The sequence below is a fragment of the Campylobacter sp. IFREMER_LSEM_CL908 genome, from assembly GCF_025771545.1.
Lineage (GTDB): Bacteria > Campylobacterota > Campylobacteria > Campylobacterales > Campylobacteraceae > Campylobacter_D > Campylobacter_D lari_D.
On the sequence record NZ_JAKMQK010000002.1, the window covers coordinates 99,334 to 116,995 of the forward strand.

The following is a 17,662-nucleotide window of genomic DNA, read 5'->3' on the forward strand; positions in this document are numbered from 1 at the left end:
ACGATGAGTATATTTTTTCGCTATATTTCATCTTTGTATTTAAAATCATTTTTTATTTTATTTTTTTCTTTGACTTTTTTCTTCGTAGCGATTGATTTTTTACTCAATTTCAATAGACTGCCAAAAAGTGCAAATTTAGAGCTTTTGTATATATTTTTCTTAACATGTTCAGCAGCTTCTTATATACTACCTTTAGCTATAGTCCTTGCTTTGGTTTTATGTATTTTTAATATGATACGCTCAAATGAATTTGTTAGCTTATATGCTTTGGGTTTAAGTAAAAATCAAGTGATTTTTTATCCTTTTTTATGGGCTATGTTTTTTTGTTGTGTTTATGTAGGACTTAATTTTAGTGCCTTTGCCTATGCAGATGAATATAAAAGTAATATTCTCAAGCGTGGCGTTGTAGATAGAGAGGGTGGGGAAGTTTTGATTAAATATAATGATAAATTTATTTATATACAAAAAACAAGTTCTCAAACCTTATATAATGTAAAAATCTTTGGTGTAAAAAATTTAGATATTCAAAGCACAATCCATGCAAAAACTGCTAAATTTGATGGAGATTCTTGGAACTTAAATGACGCTAAAGCTACTAATGTACCACAAAATTTGATTGTTTCAAAAGAGGGTTTAAGCGTAGAAGAATTTAAAAATATCAAAGGCTTAGAAGACTTTTCTCCAAAAATCTTAGAAAGAATTTCTTTAGTAGAGAGCAATCCTTCTTATTCTATTTTAGACGCGCTAGAAAGTATGGCAATTTTTGCAAAACAAAATATTTCTACTAATACACTTAGAACAAGTTTATATTCTTTAGTTCTTACACCATTTTTTGCGCCATTTTTAATGCTTATTGTGTATTATTATTTTCCTTTAACAGCAAGATTTTTTAATCTCGCACTTTTAGCTTTTGTGTTTTTTGTGTGCATACTTTTAGTTTGGGGTTTGTTGTTTTTATTAACAAGACTGAGTGAAAATGAAATTTTACTTCCAGAGCTTGGTATAATGCTACCAGTATTTATTTTAATAAGTATAGGAAGTTTTTATTATTTTAAACACAAATAACTACAAGTGAGGTTTTTATGGATTATTTAAAACTAGCAAAAGAATACAACACACCATTTTATATTTATGATTTTGATAAAATTAAAGAGCGTTTTACAATGTTAAAAGATGCTTTTAAGGCAAGAAAATCACAAATTTTTTATGCAGTCAAAGCAAATTCTAATTTAAGTGTTTTAAAGCTTTTAGCTTCTTTAGATAGTGGGTTTGATTGTGTTAGTGCGGGTGAGATTTATAGAGCTTTAAAAGCAGGGGCTAAAAATTATAAAATTATTTTTAGCGGGGTAGGTAAAAGTACTGATGAATTAAAATATGCTTTAGAGCAAAACATACTTTATGTAAATTTAGAAAGTTATGAAGAAATGCTTCTTTTGGAGCAAATTGCTAAAGAAAGTCAAAAGATAGCTCGTATAAGCATAAGGGTAAATCCAAATGTAGATGCTAAAACACATCCTTATATTTCTACAGGTTTGCATGAAAATAAATTTGGTGTAGATATAGAAAGTGCTAAAAAAATGTATCTTTATGCTAAAAACTCACAATTTTTAGAGCCAGTTGGAGTGCATTTTCACATAGGTTCACAAATTCTTGATATAAGTAGTATCCATGAGGCCTCAGCGATTGTTGCAAAATTAGTAAAAGAACTTTTAGCTTTGAAAATTAATATTAAATTCTTTGATATAGGCGGGGGTTTAGGGGTTTGTTATAAAGATGAACAAGAGCCAAATTTATATGATTATGCTCAAGGAATTTTAGCAAGTTTGCAAGGTCTTGATGTGTGTATAGGTATGGAACCTGGCAGGTTTTTGGTAGCAAATGCAGGCGAGTTTGTTACTAAAGTTTTATATGAAAAATTTAATGATAAAAAGCGTTTTGTGATTATTGATGGGGCGATGAATGATTTATTGCGTCCAAGTTTATATAGTGCTTATCATGAAATCAAGCTTTTGAGTGAAAATAAAGAAGAAAGCCTTTGTGATATTGTTGGTGGGGTTTGTGAGAGTGGAGATTTTTTAGCTAAAGATAGAAAACTAGCTAAAACAAAAGCAGGAGATTTGATCATAGTTAAAAGTGCAGGTGCATATGGTTTTAGCATGAGTAGTAATTACAATACTCGCAATAGAGTATGTGAGCTAGCTTGTGAAAATGGCAAGGTAAGAATGATTAGAAAAAGAGAAAGTTATGAGGATCAAATTGCTTTAGAGCTTGATTTTTTAAAGGATTAAAATGTTGTTTTTAGATGTGCAAGGAACTTTGATTTCAGATCATGATAAAAGTCCTATAAATGGTGCTTTAGAACTCATTAAATCTTTAAATAAAGAAAAAATTCCTTATGTGATTATTACTAATAATACCAAAAGATTAGATTTTTTAAATTATTTGCAAAATTTGGGTTTTGAAATTAATGAAAAGGTTTATATTGATCCTTTTTGTGTTTTAAAAGATTATTTAAAACCTTGTAAAATAGCAGCTTTTGGGGCAAAAGAATTTTTAGATTCACTTCAAGAGTTAGGTTATGAGCTTGATTATAAAAATCCAAAAGCATTTTTGCTAGCAAGTTATGATGATTTTAAATTTCAAGATTTTGCTAATATGATAGAGTATATTAAAGATGGCGTGCAAACTATAGCAATGCATGAGGGTAGTATTTATAAGAAAAACTCAAGGCTTTATCCAGGTGTTGGAAGTATCATGTCTATGCTTAAAAATGCATGCGAGTTTGATTATAAAGTGATAGGAAAACCTAGCAAGGCTTTTTATAAAAGTGCTTTAAATTTATTAAAACAGCAAGATTGTAATGTGAGTTTTAAAAAGACTTTGATTATTAGTGATGATTTTAAAGGCGATTTGCTTGGTGCTTATGAGCTTGGTATGCAAACAGGCTTAGTTTTAAGTGGTAAAATTTCTAACACTCAAGGTCTTGATACAACTAAACTTAATTTTGTATATGATAGTATTAAGGATTACTACATATCGAGGTTTAAATGAAAGATATAGAAAAATTACGCAATAAAATCGATACTATCGATGATAAAATTTTGGCTTTGCTTAATGAAAGAATGCTTCATGTTAAAGATATAGGAGTTATTAAACAAAATTTAGGTGGGAGTATTTATAGACCTGAGCGTGAAAGAGCTATTATAAATAGACTTAAAAATTATAATCATGGTTTATTAGATCAAAATGCAATCGAAGCAATTTACCAAGAAATTTTTGCTGTATCAAGAAATTTAGAAATGCCTCAAAGCATAGCTTATTTAGGGCCTGAAGGAAGTTATACGCATCAAGTAGCAAGAACGCGTTTTGGTGCTATGAGTCGTTATACTCCACTTGCAAATATAGAAGATGTTTTTAAAGAATTAGCTCACAAAGAAGCAAAATATGGAGTAGTACCTATAGAAAATAATACAGCAGGTGCAGTGGGTGTGACGCTTGATTGTCTTGGAAAATATGAAGATGTAAAGATTTTTGCTGAAATTTATATGGACATTCATCATTCTTTTGTAAGTATGAGTGAAAATTTAAAAGATATTAAACGCATATATTCTCATCCACAAGGCTATAATCAATGTAGAAATTTTTTAGAAAGTCATGATTTAAGTGAAGTAGAATTTGTAGCAAGCAAATCTACAGCTCATGCGGCTTACTTAGCTTCGCAAGATGTTACTTCAGCTGCGATTTGCTCTAAAATTGCAGCAAAACTTTATAATGTACCTATATTATTTGAAACGATTGAGGATAATTTGGCAAATCGTACCAGGTTTTTGATTTTAAGTGATATAAAAATACCTCAAATGCCTCATTGTAAAACTTCTATCTTAGCACTTGCTGCACACAAACCAGGTGGGCTTAGCGATTTGTTGTATGAGTTTAAAAAAGAGGGGATAAATTTAACAAAACTTGAATCACGCCCTATAAAAACAAGAGAATTTGTGCATAGTTTTTATATAGATTTTGAAGGACATATTGATGATGAAAATGTCCAAAGAGTATTAAAAAAAGCTGAGCATATAAAATGGCTTGGATCATATTTATCAGGAGAAAGCAATGAAATTTAATCCTTTTTTAGAGGCTATTAAAACTTATGAAAGTGGCAAGGATATGGATTTAGTTGCTAAAGAATATGGTTTAAAAGAAGTTATTAAACTAGCAAGTAATGAAAATCCTTATGGCACAAGCAAAAAAGCTAAAGAAGCCATCATAAATAATGCACATTTAGCTCATTTATATCCTGATGATACTATGAGTGAATTAAAACAAGCTCTAGCACAAAAATATGATATTTTAAAAGAAAATCTCATCATAGGTAGTGGGAGTGATCAAATCATAGAATATATAGTACATGCAAAACTTGATCATTCTAAGGCTTATTTGCAATGTGGGGTTAGTTTTGCTATGTATGAAATTTATGCAAAACAACTAGGAGTTAAGATTTATAAAACTCCAAGTTTAACCCATGATTTAAATGAGTTATATGAGTTATATCAAAAGCATAAAAATGAAATTAAAGTAATCTTTTTATGCTTGCCAAATAATCCTTTGGGTGAGTGTTTAGACGCAAGTGAGGTTTTTGAATTTTTAGAGAAAATCGATGAGGATTGTTTGGTAGCCATTGATGGAGCTTATAATGAATTTGCTTCATTTAAAGATAGTAAAAAACATATTAATCCTAAAGAATTAATCCATAAATTTCAAAATGCAGTATATCTAGGAACCTTTTCTAAGCTTTATGGTTTGGGTGGCATGAGAGTGGGTTATGGTATAGCTTGCAAGGAAATTATCAATGCATTTTATAAATTACGAGCGCCTTTTAATGTGACTAATTTGAGTTTAAAAGCTGCTGTTGCTGCATTAGATGATGATGAGTTTGTGCAAAAAACCTTAGAAAATAATTTTTCACAAATGAAACTTTATGAAGATTTTGCTAAAAATTATAAAATTCGATACATTCCAAGCTATACAAATTTTATTACCTATTTTTTTGATGAAAAAAATAGCACAGATTTATCTGAAAAACTGCTTAAAAACGGTATAATAATAAGAAATTTACAAAGTTATAGTTTAAATGCTGTGCGTATAAGTATAGGTACAGAGTATGAAAATTCAAGGTTTTTTGAAGAGTTTTCTAAAAATTTTTAGTTTGTAGGAAATAAATGGATTATAAAACTATACTGCACCAAGTAGGTCAGCTTTATCAAAATTTAAGTTTAAGACAGCGTATTATTATTGCTACTTCTATTGTTGTTGTAGTTGGATTTTTAGTATTTTTAACCCTTTTTAGAAGTGGCTCTACAGTAGCTAGCGAAGCTGGATATTCAGTATTATTTGAAAATGCTAATACTAGTGATTCGGCGATGATAGTAACTCAACTTGAAAAAAGTGGAGTTCCTTATATTTTGCGTAATGAAGGAACGATTTTAGTTCCTAATGAACAAGTATATAAACAGCGTTTAGCTATTGCTTCTGCAGGATTATTGCCAAAAGATAATAAAGTAGGCTTTGAGCTTTTTGATAAACAAGAATTTGGAGCCACAGAAGCTGAGCAAAAGGTAAAATACCAAAGAGCATTAGAAGGTGAGCTTGCTAGAACGATTGAAAGTTTAGAGCCTATTCATAGTGCTACGGTTCATATTGCTTTTGCTAAAGATACACTTTTTACCCAACAACAAGTTCCACCAACTGCTTCAGTAGCTTTGACTATAAAAGAAGGTTTAAAGCTTAATAAAAAGCAAATTATGGGGATTAAAAACCTAATCGCTTCTTCAGTAACAAAACTTACTCCAGAAAATGTAAAAATCATGGATCAAAAAGGTATTCCTTTAGATGATGAGGGTGCTTTTGAAAGTGATTTAATTGCTGCTCAAATTAAATATAAAAGAGATCAAGAATATGAATTAGAGCAAAAAATTGTTGCTTCTATTGCTCCATTTGCAGGTGGCTATGATAGGGTAGTAGCAAAGGTTAGTATTGATTATGATTTTTCTAAAGAAGAATCACAAAGTGAAGTATATGATCCAAATACCGTTGTGCGTAGTGAGCAAACCTTGGAAGAGCATAGAGAAGGCTATAAAGATAAAGAAATTCAAGGTGTACCAGGTGCTGTTTCAAACATCGGTCCTGTGGAAGGTTTGGATGATAAAGGTGCGCGCGAGGTTTATACTAAAAATCAAACTACAACTAATAATGAAATTTCTAAAAAAATTACCAACACCACTAAGCAATTTGCAACCATTAAAAGAATTTCTGCAGCCGTTGTGGTAGATGGAAAGTATAAAGTAATTACTGATGATCAGGGAAATATTACTAATGAATATATTCCTTTGAGTGATAAAGAAATTAAAGCGATTGAAAATCTTACTAAAGGTGCCATAGGATTTAATCTTGCTAGAGGTGATGCGGTTGAAGTAAATAATTTGGAATTTCATAGAACAGCTAAAGTTGAAAATAAGGTTCAAACTTTTTATTCAAGATTTGTCGAGCCTTTTATTCCACCTGTTAAGTATGTATTTGCCGCGATTTTGCTTTTTATCTTTTACAAAAAAGTTATTGTGCCATTTTCTCAAAAAATGCTTGCAGATATTAGACTTGAAGAAGAGATGGAAGGTAAGGATGGGCAGATTATTGATGAGGCTGAAGATGCTATTGAAAAATTCAATGCTGCTCGTAGAAAAGTTGAAGAACAACTTGGTTTTGGAGATAGTTTTGATGAGGATGCATTACAATATGATGTTTTACTTGAAAAATTAAGAGCAGTAGCTAATGAAAAAGGCGAAGAGGTGGCATTATTGTTGCAAAAACTTGTTGAAAATGAAGCCGAATTTGGTGAGAAGGATATCTAATGATAAAGCTTAGCGAAGAACAAAAAATGGTCTATGATGACCTTTCTATGCCAGAAAAGGTCGCCATATTTTTAATCCAACTTGGAGAAGATGTAACGACAGTTTTATTTTCTCATATGGATATTAATGTCATCACTGAAATTTCTCGCTATATTGCTTTAGCAAAAAATGTTGATAAGCCAGTTGCTACTGCAGTGCTTGAGGAATTTTATACTTTACTGCAATCAAATCAATACTTAAAAAGTGGTGGTTTGGAATATGCAAAAGAAATTTTATTTAGAACTTTTGGTCCTGAAATTGCCAATAAAATTTTGGAAAAACTTACCAAAAGTATGGAAAATAATCAAAATTTTGCTTATCTTTCACAAATTAAACCACAACAACTTGCAGACTTTATCATTAAAGAACACCCGCAAACTATAGCTTTGATTTTAGCTCATATGGATACTACTCAAGCTGCTGAAACTTTGGAATATTTTAGCGATGAATTAAGAGCTGAAGTTGTAATAAGAATGGCAAACCTTGGAGATATATCTCCTTCAATTATCAAAAGAGTATCTGCTGTGCTTGAAAGTAAGCTTGAAAGTCTTACTTCTTATAAAGTTGAAGTGGGTGGTCCAAGAGCAGTTGCTGAAGTGCTTAATCGCTTGGGTCAAAAAGCCTCTAAAACAACACTTTCTTATATTGAGCAAAGTGATGAAAAACTTGCTACAACCATTAAAGATTTAATGTTTACCTTTGATGATATTTCTCAACTTAGTACTAATGCGATTAGAGAAGTTTTAAAAGCTGCTGACAAGCGTGATTTGATGATAGGTTTAAAGGGCGCAAGCGAGGATTTAAAACAAAAATTTATGTCCAATATGTCTACGCGCGCTGCTGAAGCTTTTGTAGAAGAAATGGGCTTTTTGGGTGCTGTGCGTGTTAAAGATGTAGAAGAAGCACAAAGAAAAGTTGTAGAAGTGGTGCAAAAACTTGCAGAACAAGGTCTTATCCAAGTGGGTGAGGCTGATGAGATGATAGAGTAAGATTATGGCAAAATTAACCAATGTAATTTCACCTGAAAATATTTCTGCTCATGTAGTTGAGGGTTATCATTTTAAAGTTATGAGTGAAATGCCCTCTAGTGAAGAACAAAAACAAGAAGAAATTCAAACTATAAATCAAGTCTCTCCTGTCCAAAACACACAACAAGCAGTAGAAAATCAAACAATAGAAGCTACTCCACAAACCCCACAACCACAAATTCAACCTGATTTTGTAGAAGATTTACTTAAAAAAACTGATGAAATGTCAGGAAATATCATTAAGTTGCAAATGCAGATAGAAAGCCAAGAGGCTGAATTTAACAATCGTTTAAATACAGAATTAGAACATGCAAAGGAAAAATTTACTAAAGAAGGTTATGAACAAGCACAAAAGAATTTTGAAAGCGAATTAGAAGCCTTGAAGGAAAAATACTTAAAAAGCGTAGAAAAGCTTGAAAATACAGTGCAAAATTTAAATGAGTTTTTATCTAAAAATGAAAAAGAATTAGCCGATACAGCTGTAATTATTGCAAAAGAAGTGATTGCAAAAGAGCTCGAAGAAAATTCATCACTTATAGCATTAAATTTAGCAAAAGAACTTATGAGTGAACTTAAAAATGCTACTAAGATAGAATTAAAGTTAAGTCCTGATGATTTTGAATATGTAAAAACACACTTGCAAGAACAAAGCAATATTAAATTTAGTCTTGATGATGCGATTAATAAGGGAAGTATTTTAATATTAAGTGATGCGGGTAATATAGAGTCAAACCTTAACAATCGTTTGCAAAAAATCAAAAACATGGTTAATGAATGATAGATTTAAATAACTTAAATATTAAAAATATGCAAATTAAAGAACTGGAAAATTTAGCTAGTAATTTGCGTGAAGTTATCATAGATACAGTGAGTAAAAATGGTGGACATTTAAGCTCAAATTTAGGTGTAGTTGAGCTTAGTATAGGAATGCATTATGTTTTTGATGTGCAAAAAGATCCTTTTATTTTTGATGTTTCACACCAATCTTATCCACATAAGCTTTTAAGTGGTAAGATAGATAATTTTCATACTTTAAGACAATTTAATGGCTTGAGTGGATATACAAAGCCTGATGAGGGGGATTATTTTGTAGCAGGACATTCAAGCACTTCTATATCTTTAGCAGTTGGAGCTTGTAAGGCTATAAGATTAAAAAAAGAAGATCGCTTACCTGTTGTATTAATAGGCGATGGAGCGTTAAGTGCAGGTATGGCTTATGAAGCTTTAAACGAGCTTGGTGATAGAGAATATCCTTGTGTGATTATTTTAAATGATAATGAAATGAGTATTTCAAGGCCAATTGGAGCTATTTCAAAATACCTTTCTCAAGCAATGGCAACGCAGTTTTATCAAAAGTTTAAAAAACGCATAGAAAATCTTTTAGAGTATTTTCCTCAAGGCGCATCTTATATGGCAAAGCGTTTTGAAGAGGGTTTAAGACTTATTACACCTGGACTCTTATTTGAAGAATTAGGACTTGAATATATAGGGCCTATTGATGGACATAATTTAAATGAAGTTATAAATGCGCTAAATCAAGCTAAAGCTATGAATAAACCTTGTGTAGTGCATGCGCAAACTATCAAAGGCAAAGGTTATGCATTAGCTGAAGGTAAAAATGCTAAATGGCATGGAGTAGGTGCTTTTGATAGAAGTAGCGGAGAGAGTTTAAAGGCTAATATGAACAAAAAAAGTGCGACAGAAATTTTTTCAAATACACTTTTAAATTTAGCTCAAAAATATGAAAATATAGTAGGTGTAACTGCTGCTATGCCAAGTGGAACTGGAATAGATAAGCTAATGGAAAAATATCCTGAGCGTTTTTGGGATGTAGCAATTGCAGAACAACATGCAGTTACTTCTATGGCAGCTATGGCTAAAGAAGGTTTTAAGCCTTTTATAGCAATTTATAGCACTTTCATGCAAAGAGCTTATGATCAAGTTATCCATGATTGTGCTATTATGAATTTAAATGTAGTTATTGCTATGGATAGAGCTGGCATAGTAGGAGAAGATGGGGAAACTCATCAAGGTGCTTTTGATGTTAGTTTTTTAAGTGTTATACCAAATATTACTTTAGCGGCTCCAAGAGATGAGGCTATGATGGAAAAAATTATGGAGTATGCTTATTTTCATCAAGGTGTTTTTGCTTTTCGTTATCCTAGAGGTAATTTTTTATTAGATGAAAATTTTAATCCATGTGAGATAAAACTTGCAAAAGCTCAAATTTTATCTAAAGTGCAAAGCGATAAAGTATTTTTAGGTTTTGGTCAGGGTGTGGCTAAGGCAAAACTAGCTTTAGATAAACTTGGTTTAGATTATGCAAGCTTAATAGATTTGATTTTTGCAAAACCTTTAGATGAAGAGCTTTTAAAAGAATTGGCAAAAGATACAAAAACTTGGTTTGTTTTTTCAGATAGTGCTAAGATAGGTGGAGTGGGAAGTTTGATTGCAACTTTCTTGCAAAAAGAAAATCTTTATCATATAAAACTAGTAAGTTTTGAATTTGAAGATCAATTTATAACTCATGGTAAAACAAATGAAGTAGAAAAATTTCTAGAAATTGATGTTGAATCTTTGTGTAAAAATATTAAAATTTATTAAAAGATAAAAAATATCCTTTAATATAATCATTTTTTTATAAAAAAAGCGTTATACTATATAAAAAATATCGGAGAATTAATAATGGAACTTATTCAATTGCTTAAAAATTGTGATTTAAAAGCTACTCCTCAAAGACTTTGTATTTTAAAAATTTTAAAACGCCATGAACATCCTAATATAGAATCTTTATACGAAAGCATTAAGGAAGAATATCCTTCTATCTCTTTAGCTACAGTGTATAAAAATTTAAATACTTTAAAAGAACAAGGTTTGGTTGTAGAAATCAACACTCCAAATCAAAAAACTTGTTATGATATTTATGAATATCCTCATATACATGTAATTTGTAGCAAATGCAATCATATAGAAGATGTATGTTATGAAGATAGTGGGATAAATAAATACCAAGAAGATCTTGAGAAAAAAATTGGCAATATCATTGATTATCTTGGCGTATTTGCTTATGTGAATGGTTGTAAAGCTTGTAAAAAATAAAATGGTTTGTGAAGTCCAAAGACGCTTTTTACTCAAAAATGATGACTTTATAAAAATTTTAAAAGAAGAAAAAATTATATATTCTAAGGATAAAATACGCGTTTTCTTTACGCGTATAAGTCCTTTTTGTGATGTTAAATATAAAAAATTTAATAAAAATTATTATCGATTTTCACTTTATAAACTGCATGATATTTTAGATAAAAAAAATCATAAACTTTCTAAAAAAGAATTTAAACAGCAAAGTAAAAAACTTATAGGAAGTGTTATTAAGAAAACTAGAATTAGTTTTGAGATTAATAGTGCTCGATTTTTACTTTATAAGTTTAAAAATAATCTGCAAGATTTGGTCATTTTGAAAGTTGTTTTTCCTACTTTTGAAAAGGCAAAGCAATTTAATTTGCCTCACTTTTTTAAAAGCTATAAAGAAATCACAGATAATGAAAATTTTTATAGTAAAAATTTAGCATTATATGGAGATTTTTCTAAAATTTTTGATAGTGCTAGATGTATTAAAATTTTAGATAAGCAAGAAGATATTAGCTTACATTTTCCAAATCAAATTCAAAGTTTTGAAGCGGGTAAAATCTTACTTTTTGTACTTTTAAAAAGATTAAAAAATGACAGATTGAATTTTTTACAAAAATTAAATTTTGAAAGTTTTGAGCAATTTTTTGTAAGTCTTAGGCAAATATGCATTTTCTTTGAGCTTTTTAGCACTCTTTTTGAAAAGAGTATTCAAAATAAACTTCAAGATTATATTTTGAATTTGGAAAAACAAATTTGTAATGATAAAATTTGTAAATTTGAATTAGAAAAATATATTTTTATTTTAAGTGATGAAAAAATCAATGATATTTTTCTTGATATGGATTTTATTTTAAAGAATGATTGTAGTTTTTATCAAGGAGAGAAAAATCAAATTTTAAAGTCTTTAGTGGCTTTTAAACTAAGAAAAGAATTAGTTTTTTTAAAGAAAAAAATTGTAAAATCTCAAACAAATCATGAAGAAGAATTAGAAAGAATAAAATTTTTATTATGCTATTTTGTAACTATGTTTGAAGAAAAAAGTATTGAAAAACTAAAAAATTATTTTGAACATAATTATTTAGAACAAATTTCATATGATGAAAATACAATAAAACAAATTGAAAAAAGCATTAAAAAATTAAAAATATATAGTTAGGAAAAACATGCAAAAACAAGAAAAAATAGTCAAAATGTTTGATGATATAGCACCAACTTATGATAAGGCTAATAGAATTTTAAGTTTTGGAAGTGATGTGAGTTGGAGAAAAAAAGCTTGTTTAGATGTTTTTAAATTTTCTAACAATGAACTTGATATTATCGATGTGGCTTGTGGTACAGGCGATATGATTATAGAATGGCAAAATCAAGCCTTAAGGACAAATAAAAATATCATTAGTATAAAAGGGGTTGATCCAAGTGCGGGCATGCTTGAAGTGGCTAAGAAAAAAATTCCTGATGCGACTTTTGTGCAAGCAAAAGCACAAGAACTTCCACTTGAAAGTGAAAGTGCAAATATCATAAGTATAAGTTATGGCATACGCAATGTGGTAGATAGGAAAGAAGCTATAAAAGAATTTGCAAGAGTGTTAAAAAAGGATGGGATTTTACTTGTGCTTGAATTTACTAAAAGAGAGCAGGGTGGTTTTATAGCTGCTTGTAGAGATTTTTACTTAAAAAATATTTTACCAAAAGTGGGTGGATTTATCAGTAAAAATTATAGTGCTTATGAGTATTTACCAAATTCGATAGAAGATTTTTTAAGCAAAGAAGAATTTATTAAAGAATTGAGTGAGTATTTTGAAATGCTAGAGTATAAAAGCTTTAGTTTTGGTGTTTGTTCTATGTTTATTGCAAGAAAAAAATGAAAGTTTCAGAACTTAATTTAAAAGCTAAAAGTTTATTAGAATTTCATCTTGATGATATAGAGCTTAGTGGAGAAATTTCTAAAATTACCATTCATAGTTCAGGACATTGGTATTTTGACTTAAAAGATGAAAAATCAAGTATAGCTTGTGTGATGTTTAAAGGTTTTAATCAGTTTGTCCAAGCTAAACCTAAAGTTGGCGATATGCTTGAACTTAGAGGTTATGTAAGTTTATATGAAGCAAGTGGCAGGTATCAATTTATCACCAAAAGTATGCAAAAAACAAGTCTTGGAGATTTAGAAGCTAAATTTTTAGCTCTAAAAGAAAAGCTTGAAAAAGAAGGTTTGTTTGATACAAATGTTAAAAAAAGCATTATTAAATTTCCTAAAAAAATAGGCATAGTTACTTCTTTTACTTCAGCTGCTTTGCAAGATATGTTAAAGCTAATTTCACAAAAAGAATACAATCTTTGCAAAATAACTATTTTTAATGCCCTTACCCAAGGACAAAGTGCCCCAAATTCTTTAATACATGCTTTAAAAAAAGCCAATGAGTATAATTTAGATGCGATTATTTTGGCAAGAGGTGGTGGAAGCAGAGAAGATTTGTTTTGTTTTAACGATGAAGAACTTGCAAGATGTATTTTTTCTTTAAAAACGCCTATTGTTTCTGCTATTGGACATGAGATTGATTATGTTATTAGTGATTTTGTAGCAGATTTAAGAGCACCAACTCCAAGTGCAGCTATTGATATGATTTTTCCAAATAAACTAAGCTTAGAACAAGGACTTGATGAGCTTGCTATGTGTTTTAAAAACCAAATGTTAAATCATCTTAAGTTTTATCAAAACAAAATCGATCACTTGCAAAATTTAGCCAAAGCTAAGTCTTTAGAAAATGCTTTTTTTCTTAGAAAACAAAAGCTTGATTTTTTACAAAGCCAACTAAAGAGTGTTTTAAATTTAAAATTATTAAATTATGAAAATAAGCTTGATAATTTTGAGGAACTTTTAACTCAGCATAAAAATTTCTTTGATAAAAGTAAAAATTTGATAAATTTACAAAAAGATGGCAAAAATATCTCTCTTGAAAAGCTAAAAAAAGGAGATATTATAAAGCTTTGCTCAATAAATGAGAGTAAAGAAGCTCAAATACTATAAAAAGGAGATAAAATGAGAGTGATGAATTTTAGTGCAGGTCCTTCAAACCTGCCTGATGAGGTTTTAAAAGAAGCTAGGGAACATTTGTTTGATTATCATGGTAAAGGCTTTTCTATTATGGAAGTTTCTCATCGTGGAAAGGTTTTTGAAGAAGTGCATTTTGAAGCTATCAAAATGGCAAAAGAGCTTTATGGTGTAAATGATGATTATGAAGTGCTTTTAATGCAAGGTGGGGCTAGTTTGCAATTTGCTATGATACCTATGAATTTATATATGGGTGGAGTTTGTGAATTTGCTAATACGGGAGTTTGGACTAAAAAGGCTATTAAAGAAGCTGAAATTTTAGGAGTAAATACAAAAATAGTAGCAAGCACTCAAGAAAGTGAGTTTGATCATATCCCACAATTTGAATTTAGCGATAATGCAGATTATGCTTACATATGCTCTAATAATACTATTTATGGAACCCAATATAAAAGCTATCCAAAGACTAAAAGTCCTTTGATAATTGATGCTTCTAGTGATTTTTTCTCTAAAAAGATAGATTTTTCTAATATTGCTATGCTTTTTGGTGGGGTGCAAAAAAATGCAGGAATTTCAGGGCTTGCTTGTGCTTTTGTGCGTAAAGATATGATAGAGCGTAGCAAAAACAAAAATATACCTAGTATGTTAAAATATAGCGTTTATGCTGAAAATAATTCTTTATTTAATACTCCAGCAACCTTTGCTATATATATGTTTAATCTTGAAATGAAATGGCTTTTAAATCAAGGTGGATTAGACAAAATCAATGAGCAAAATATACAAAAAGCCAAAATTTTATACGATGTGATTGATGAGAGTAATGGTTTTTATAAAGGTCATGCCAAAAAAGAGGATAGATCATTAATGAATGTTAGTTTTAATATAGCTTATGATAAAAACTTAGAGCCAGTTTTCGTAAAAGAAGCTGAAGAAAATGGTATGATAGGTCTTAAAGGACATAAAATTTTAGGTGGAATTCGTGCTAGTATTTATAATTCTATCAGCATTGAAAAGGTTCAAAAGTTAAGTGAATTTATGAAAGCTTTTGCAAAAAAACATGCTTGATTTTTGGTGATTTTCACCAAAAATCATTTGTATAGTAAAAACTTTACTCTTTAATATTTATCAGCATTTTCCTAAGCCACTATTGTATTTTTTTTCAAGAAAATCTTTAAAAAATTCTTTTCTACTTTTACAAGGTGCTTTAGGATGTTTTTCTCTCATATGTTCAAGATATTTATCATAGCTTGCAACTCCAACTAAGGGATGAAAAAACCTTTCGGATTTTTCATACCATAATTTAAGTTTTTTTATCATGTTTTTTCCTTTTTTAATGCTATATAAGGGCTTTCTTTTAAAGGAATGTTTAATTTTTTGATAAAAATTCCAAAACAAGAAAGTATAACAAGCAAAGTGGTAATCATGAAAAACACACATAAAATTGCATTTATTAAATTGGAATTTTTAGCTTGAGATGCTAATTTTATATCTTTTTTGATTTGCTCGATTATTGCTTCATCTTGTGTTTGAGAAAGTTTTAAATTAAATTCTTGTATTTTTTGCGTATTTATTTGTACAGCAGCAACATGACTTATAGCATTATGGATTGGATCTCCTTCTTTGTAAGGAAGAATTTTTTGAATACCTCCATAAAGTGTTGCGATTAAAACAAAACAAGCAGGTATGAGAGTAATCCAAGTATATCTTGCCTTCCCCATTTTAAATAAAATCGCACTTGCTAAAAGCAATGCCATACCAGCAAGCATTTGATTACTCACTCCAAAAAGTGGCCATAATGAGTAAATTCCGCCTTTTGGATCTATCGCTCCTTGATAGAGAAAATACCCCCATCCACCAACACTTAAAGCTGTTGCAAAAATTCCTGCTAAGGTATTATTGATATTTCCTAAAGGTTTATAAACATTACCCAATATATCTTGAGCCATAAATCTACAAGCTCTTGTCCCAGCATCAACTGCAGTCAAAATAAACAAGGCTTCAAATAAAATAGCAAAGTGATACCAAAAGCCCATTAAATTCACTCCACCAAATAATTCATGTAAAATCAAAGCAACACCTACAGCAAATGTTGGTGCTCCACCAGTTCTTGATAATATGCTTTGTTCGCCTATATTTGTAGTTAAAGTAGTGATTTCTTCAGGAGTTATTTTAAAACCCCAGCTAGAAATAGTGGCAGCTGCATTTGCAACATCTACACCTATAGTAGCAGCAGGCGCATTGATGGCAAAGTAAAGACCAGGGTGTAAAATACAAGCACAAATTAAAGCCATGATAGCCACAGCACTTTCCATAAGCATAGAGCCATATCCAACAGCTAATGCATGAGTTTCATTTTCAAGCATTTTAGGAGTTGTGCCACTTGAAATTAATGCATGAAAACCACTAATAGCTCCGCATGCAATGGTAATAAATAAAAATGGAAAAATTGCTCCAGCAAATACAGGCCCACTTCCATCTAAATATTGAGAATTAATTTTTGGCATTTGAAGATCAGGTGCTACAAATACAATAGCTAAAGCCATAACCACAATAACACCGATTTTTAAAAAAGTTGATAAATAATCTCTTGGAGCAAGTAAAAACCAAACAGGTAAAATTGCAGCTATAAAACCATAAGCCATCATAATAAGTGCTAAAGTTGGCGCATCAAAGGTAAATATTTTCGCCCAATAAGGATCAGCAGCTATTTCACTTCCATAATGTATGGCTAATATGAGCAATATAAAACCTATAATAGAAGCTTCACCAACCCTACCAGGTCTTAAAAATCTCATATAAATTCCCATAAAAACAGCAATAGGAATGGTCATTGCGATGGTAAATAATCCCCATGGAGATTCTGCTAAAGCTTTTACAACAACCATAGCTAAAATCGCAATAATTATAAGCATAATTCCAAATATAGCAATCATTGCTATTGCGCCGATAAATTGTCCTAATTCATCTTTTATCATCTCTCCTAAAGATTTTCCATTACGACGCGTAGATATAAATAAAACTACAAAATCATGTACCGCACCTGCTAAAACACCGCCTATTAATATCCAAAGCATAGAGGGTAAATAACCCATTTGTGCAGCAAGTATAGGACCTACCAAAGGACCAGCTCCTGCGATAGCGGCAAAATGATGTCCAAAAAGTACAATTTTATTTGTAGGGACAAAATCACATCCGTCATTTTTAACTACAGCAGGAGTTGCTCTGTTTTTATCTAGCTCTAGCACCTTATAGGCAATATATCTACCATAAAATCTATACCCTATGATATAAATACATAAAGCAGCAATAACAAGATAAATCGCTGAAATACTTTCGCCATTTTGGAGTGCTAATATGCCAAAACAAACAGCACCGACAATGGCAACAAAAAACCATAATATTTTGTTAGTAATATTCATTTAATTCCTTTGCTTTAGTGAATTTATTTAGTGTATCGTAGAATTATATTTTATTGCTATATAGGATAAATAAAAAATTAATATATTACAAAATGT

Annotated in this window: 16 protein-coding genes; 14 read left to right on the plus strand and 2 right to left on the minus strand. The window is 30.1% G+C overall.

Going from position 1 to position 17,662, the window contains the following annotated elements:
- The first annotated feature begins 3 nt into the window (after positions 1 to 3).
- From L8U04_RS01305 to serC, 14 genes are all read left to right on the plus strand, one after another.
- Positions 4 to 1,065, plus strand: a complete 1,062-nt coding sequence (locus tag L8U04_RS01305; RefSeq protein ID WP_263664587.1) for an LptF/LptG family permease — start codon at positions 4 to 6, stop codon at positions 1,063 to 1,065.
- Positions 1,066 to 1,082: 17 nt separating this feature from the next.
- Positions 1,083 to 2,288, plus strand: coding sequence for a diaminopimelate decarboxylase (gene lysA, locus L8U04_RS01310; protein ID WP_263661481.1), 1,206 nt, complete (start codon positions 1,083 to 1,085; stop codon positions 2,286 to 2,288).
- Position 2,289: 1 nt separating this feature from the next.
- Positions 2,290 to 3,051, plus strand: coding sequence for an HAD-IIA family hydrolase (locus L8U04_RS01315; RefSeq protein ID WP_263672652.1), 762 nt, complete (start codon positions 2,290 to 2,292; stop codon positions 3,049 to 3,051).
- On the plus strand, positions 3,048 to 4,121 hold the full coding sequence (pheA, locus tag L8U04_RS01320) for a prephenate dehydratase (RefSeq protein WP_263659771.1): 1,074 nt from the start codon (positions 3,048 to 3,050) through the stop codon (positions 4,119 to 4,121). Before L8U04_RS01315 ends, pheA begins: the two co-directional genes overlap by 4 nt.
- A complete protein-coding gene (gene hisC, locus L8U04_RS01325; RefSeq protein WP_263709233.1) occupies positions 4,111 to 5,202 on the plus strand; it encodes a histidinol-phosphate transaminase in 1,092 nt (363 codons plus the stop codon). The genes pheA and hisC overlap by 11 nt, the downstream gene beginning before the upstream one ends.
- Positions 5,203 to 5,216: 14 nt before the next feature.
- Complete coding sequence (gene fliF / locus L8U04_RS01330) at positions 5,217 to 6,902, plus strand: flagellar basal-body MS-ring/collar protein FliF (RefSeq protein ID WP_263709234.1); 1,686 nt, start codon at positions 5,217 to 5,219, stop codon at positions 6,900 to 6,902.
- A complete protein-coding gene (gene fliG / locus L8U04_RS01335; RefSeq protein ID WP_039619192.1) occupies positions 6,902 to 7,930 on the plus strand; it encodes a flagellar motor switch protein FliG in 1,029 nt (342 codons plus the stop codon). The genes fliF and fliG overlap by 1 nt, the downstream gene beginning before the upstream one ends.
- A gap of 4 nt (positions 7,931 to 7,934) precedes the next feature.
- Entirely contained in the window at positions 7,935 to 8,747 is an 813-nt protein-coding gene (gene fliH / locus L8U04_RS01340; protein ID WP_263709235.1) for a flagellar assembly protein FliH, read from the plus strand.
- Positions 8,744 to 10,573 carry a 1-deoxy-D-xylulose-5-phosphate synthase gene (gene dxs / locus L8U04_RS01345; protein WP_263709236.1) on the plus strand — a complete coding sequence of 610 codons (1,830 nt, stop codon included), beginning with the start codon at positions 8,744 to 8,746 and terminating at the stop codon, positions 10,571 to 10,573. The genes fliH and dxs overlap by 4 nt, the downstream gene beginning before the upstream one ends.
- A gap of 81 nt (positions 10,574 to 10,654) precedes the next feature.
- On the plus strand, positions 10,655 to 11,068 hold the full coding sequence (gene perR / locus L8U04_RS01350) for a peroxide-responsive transcriptional repressor PerR (RefSeq protein WP_133319550.1): 414 nt from the start codon (positions 10,655 to 10,657) through the stop codon (positions 11,066 to 11,068).
- A 1-nt stretch (position 11,069) separates the two neighbouring features.
- Positions 11,070 to 12,254 (plus strand): hypothetical protein, encoded by a 1,185-nt coding sequence (locus tag L8U04_RS01355; protein ID WP_263709237.1) that lies wholly within the window; start codon positions 11,070 to 11,072, stop codon positions 12,252 to 12,254.
- Positions 12,255 to 12,261: 7 nt separating this feature from the next.
- Positions 12,262 to 12,963: a bifunctional demethylmenaquinone methyltransferase/2-methoxy-6-polyprenyl-1,4-benzoquinol methylase UbiE gene (ubiE, locus tag L8U04_RS01360; protein WP_133319552.1), complete on the plus strand. Its 702-nt coding sequence runs from the start codon at positions 12,262 to 12,264 to the stop codon at positions 12,961 to 12,963.
- Positions 12,960 to 14,123: an exodeoxyribonuclease VII large subunit gene (gene xseA, locus L8U04_RS01365; protein WP_263709238.1), complete on the plus strand. Its 1,164-nt coding sequence runs from the start codon at positions 12,960 to 12,962 to the stop codon at positions 14,121 to 14,123. The genes ubiE and xseA overlap by 4 nt, the downstream gene beginning before the upstream one ends.
- Positions 14,124 to 14,135: 12 nt before the next feature.
- Complete coding sequence (gene serC, locus L8U04_RS01370; RefSeq protein WP_263709239.1) at positions 14,136 to 15,212, plus strand: phosphoserine transaminase; 1,077 nt, start codon at positions 14,136 to 14,138, stop codon at positions 15,210 to 15,212.
- A gap of 60 nt (positions 15,213 to 15,272) precedes the next feature.
- Here serC and kcuS read toward each other — a convergent pair whose 3' ends face one another.
- Both kcuS and L8U04_RS01380 read right to left on the minus strand, forming a co-directional pair.
- Positions 15,273 to 15,464: a KCU-star family selenoprotein gene (gene kcuS / locus L8U04_RS01375; RefSeq protein ID WP_133319555.1), complete on the minus strand. Its 192-nt coding sequence runs from the start codon at positions 15,462 to 15,464 to the stop codon at positions 15,273 to 15,275.
- Positions 15,461 to 17,566, minus strand: a complete 2,106-nt coding sequence (locus L8U04_RS01380; protein WP_263670098.1) for a carbon starvation CstA family protein — start codon at positions 17,564 to 17,566, stop codon at positions 15,461 to 15,463. The genes kcuS and L8U04_RS01380 overlap by 4 nt, the downstream gene beginning before the upstream one ends.
- Positions 17,567 to 17,662 lie beyond the last annotated feature (96 nt).

Coding starts and splice junctions, on each gene's coding strand:
- pheA (WP_263659771.1), top strand. CDS start 3,048: ATGAAAGATATAGAAAAATTACGCAATAAAATCGATACTATCGATGAT.
- fliF (WP_263709234.1), top strand. CDS start 5,217: ATGGATTATAAAACTATACTGCACCAAGTAGGTCAGCTTTATCAAAAT.
- hisC (WP_263709233.1), top strand. CDS start 4,111: ATGAAATTTAATCCTTTTTTAGAGGCTATTAAAACTTATGAAAGTGGC.
- xseA (WP_263709238.1), top strand. CDS start 12,960: ATGAAAGTTTCAGAACTTAATTTAAAAGCTAAAAGTTTATTAGAATTT.
- fliH (WP_263709235.1), top strand. CDS start 7,935: ATGGCAAAATTAACCAATGTAATTTCACCTGAAAATATTTCTGCTCAT.
- fliG (WP_039619192.1), top strand. CDS start 6,902: ATGATAAAGCTTAGCGAAGAACAAAAAATGGTCTATGATGACCTTTCT.
- ubiE (WP_133319552.1), top strand. CDS start 12,262: ATGCAAAAACAAGAAAAAATAGTCAAAATGTTTGATGATATAGCACCA.
- L8U04_RS01315 (WP_263672652.1), top strand. CDS start 2,290: ATGTTGTTTTTAGATGTGCAAGGAACTTTGATTTCAGATCATGATAAA.
- L8U04_RS01305 (WP_263664587.1), top strand. CDS start 4: ATGAGTATATTTTTTCGCTATATTTCATCTTTGTATTTAAAATCATTT.
- serC (WP_263709239.1), top strand. CDS start 14,136: ATGAGAGTGATGAATTTTAGTGCAGGTCCTTCAAACCTGCCTGATGAG.
- perR (WP_133319550.1), top strand. CDS start 10,655: ATGGAACTTATTCAATTGCTTAAAAATTGTGATTTAAAAGCTACTCCT.
- L8U04_RS01380 (WP_263670098.1), bottom strand. CDS start 17,566: ATGAATATTACTAACAAAATATTATGGTTTTTTGTTGCCATTGTCGGT.
- kcuS (WP_133319555.1), bottom strand. CDS start 15,464: ATGATAAAAAAACTTAAATTATGGTATGAAAAATCCGAAAGGTTTTTT.
- L8U04_RS01355 (WP_263709237.1), top strand. CDS start 11,070: ATGGTTTGTGAAGTCCAAAGACGCTTTTTACTCAAAAATGATGACTTT.
- dxs (WP_263709236.1), top strand. CDS start 8,744: ATGATAGATTTAAATAACTTAAATATTAAAAATATGCAAATTAAAGAA.
- lysA (WP_263661481.1), top strand. CDS start 1,083: ATGGATTATTTAAAACTAGCAAAAGAATACAACACACCATTTTATATT.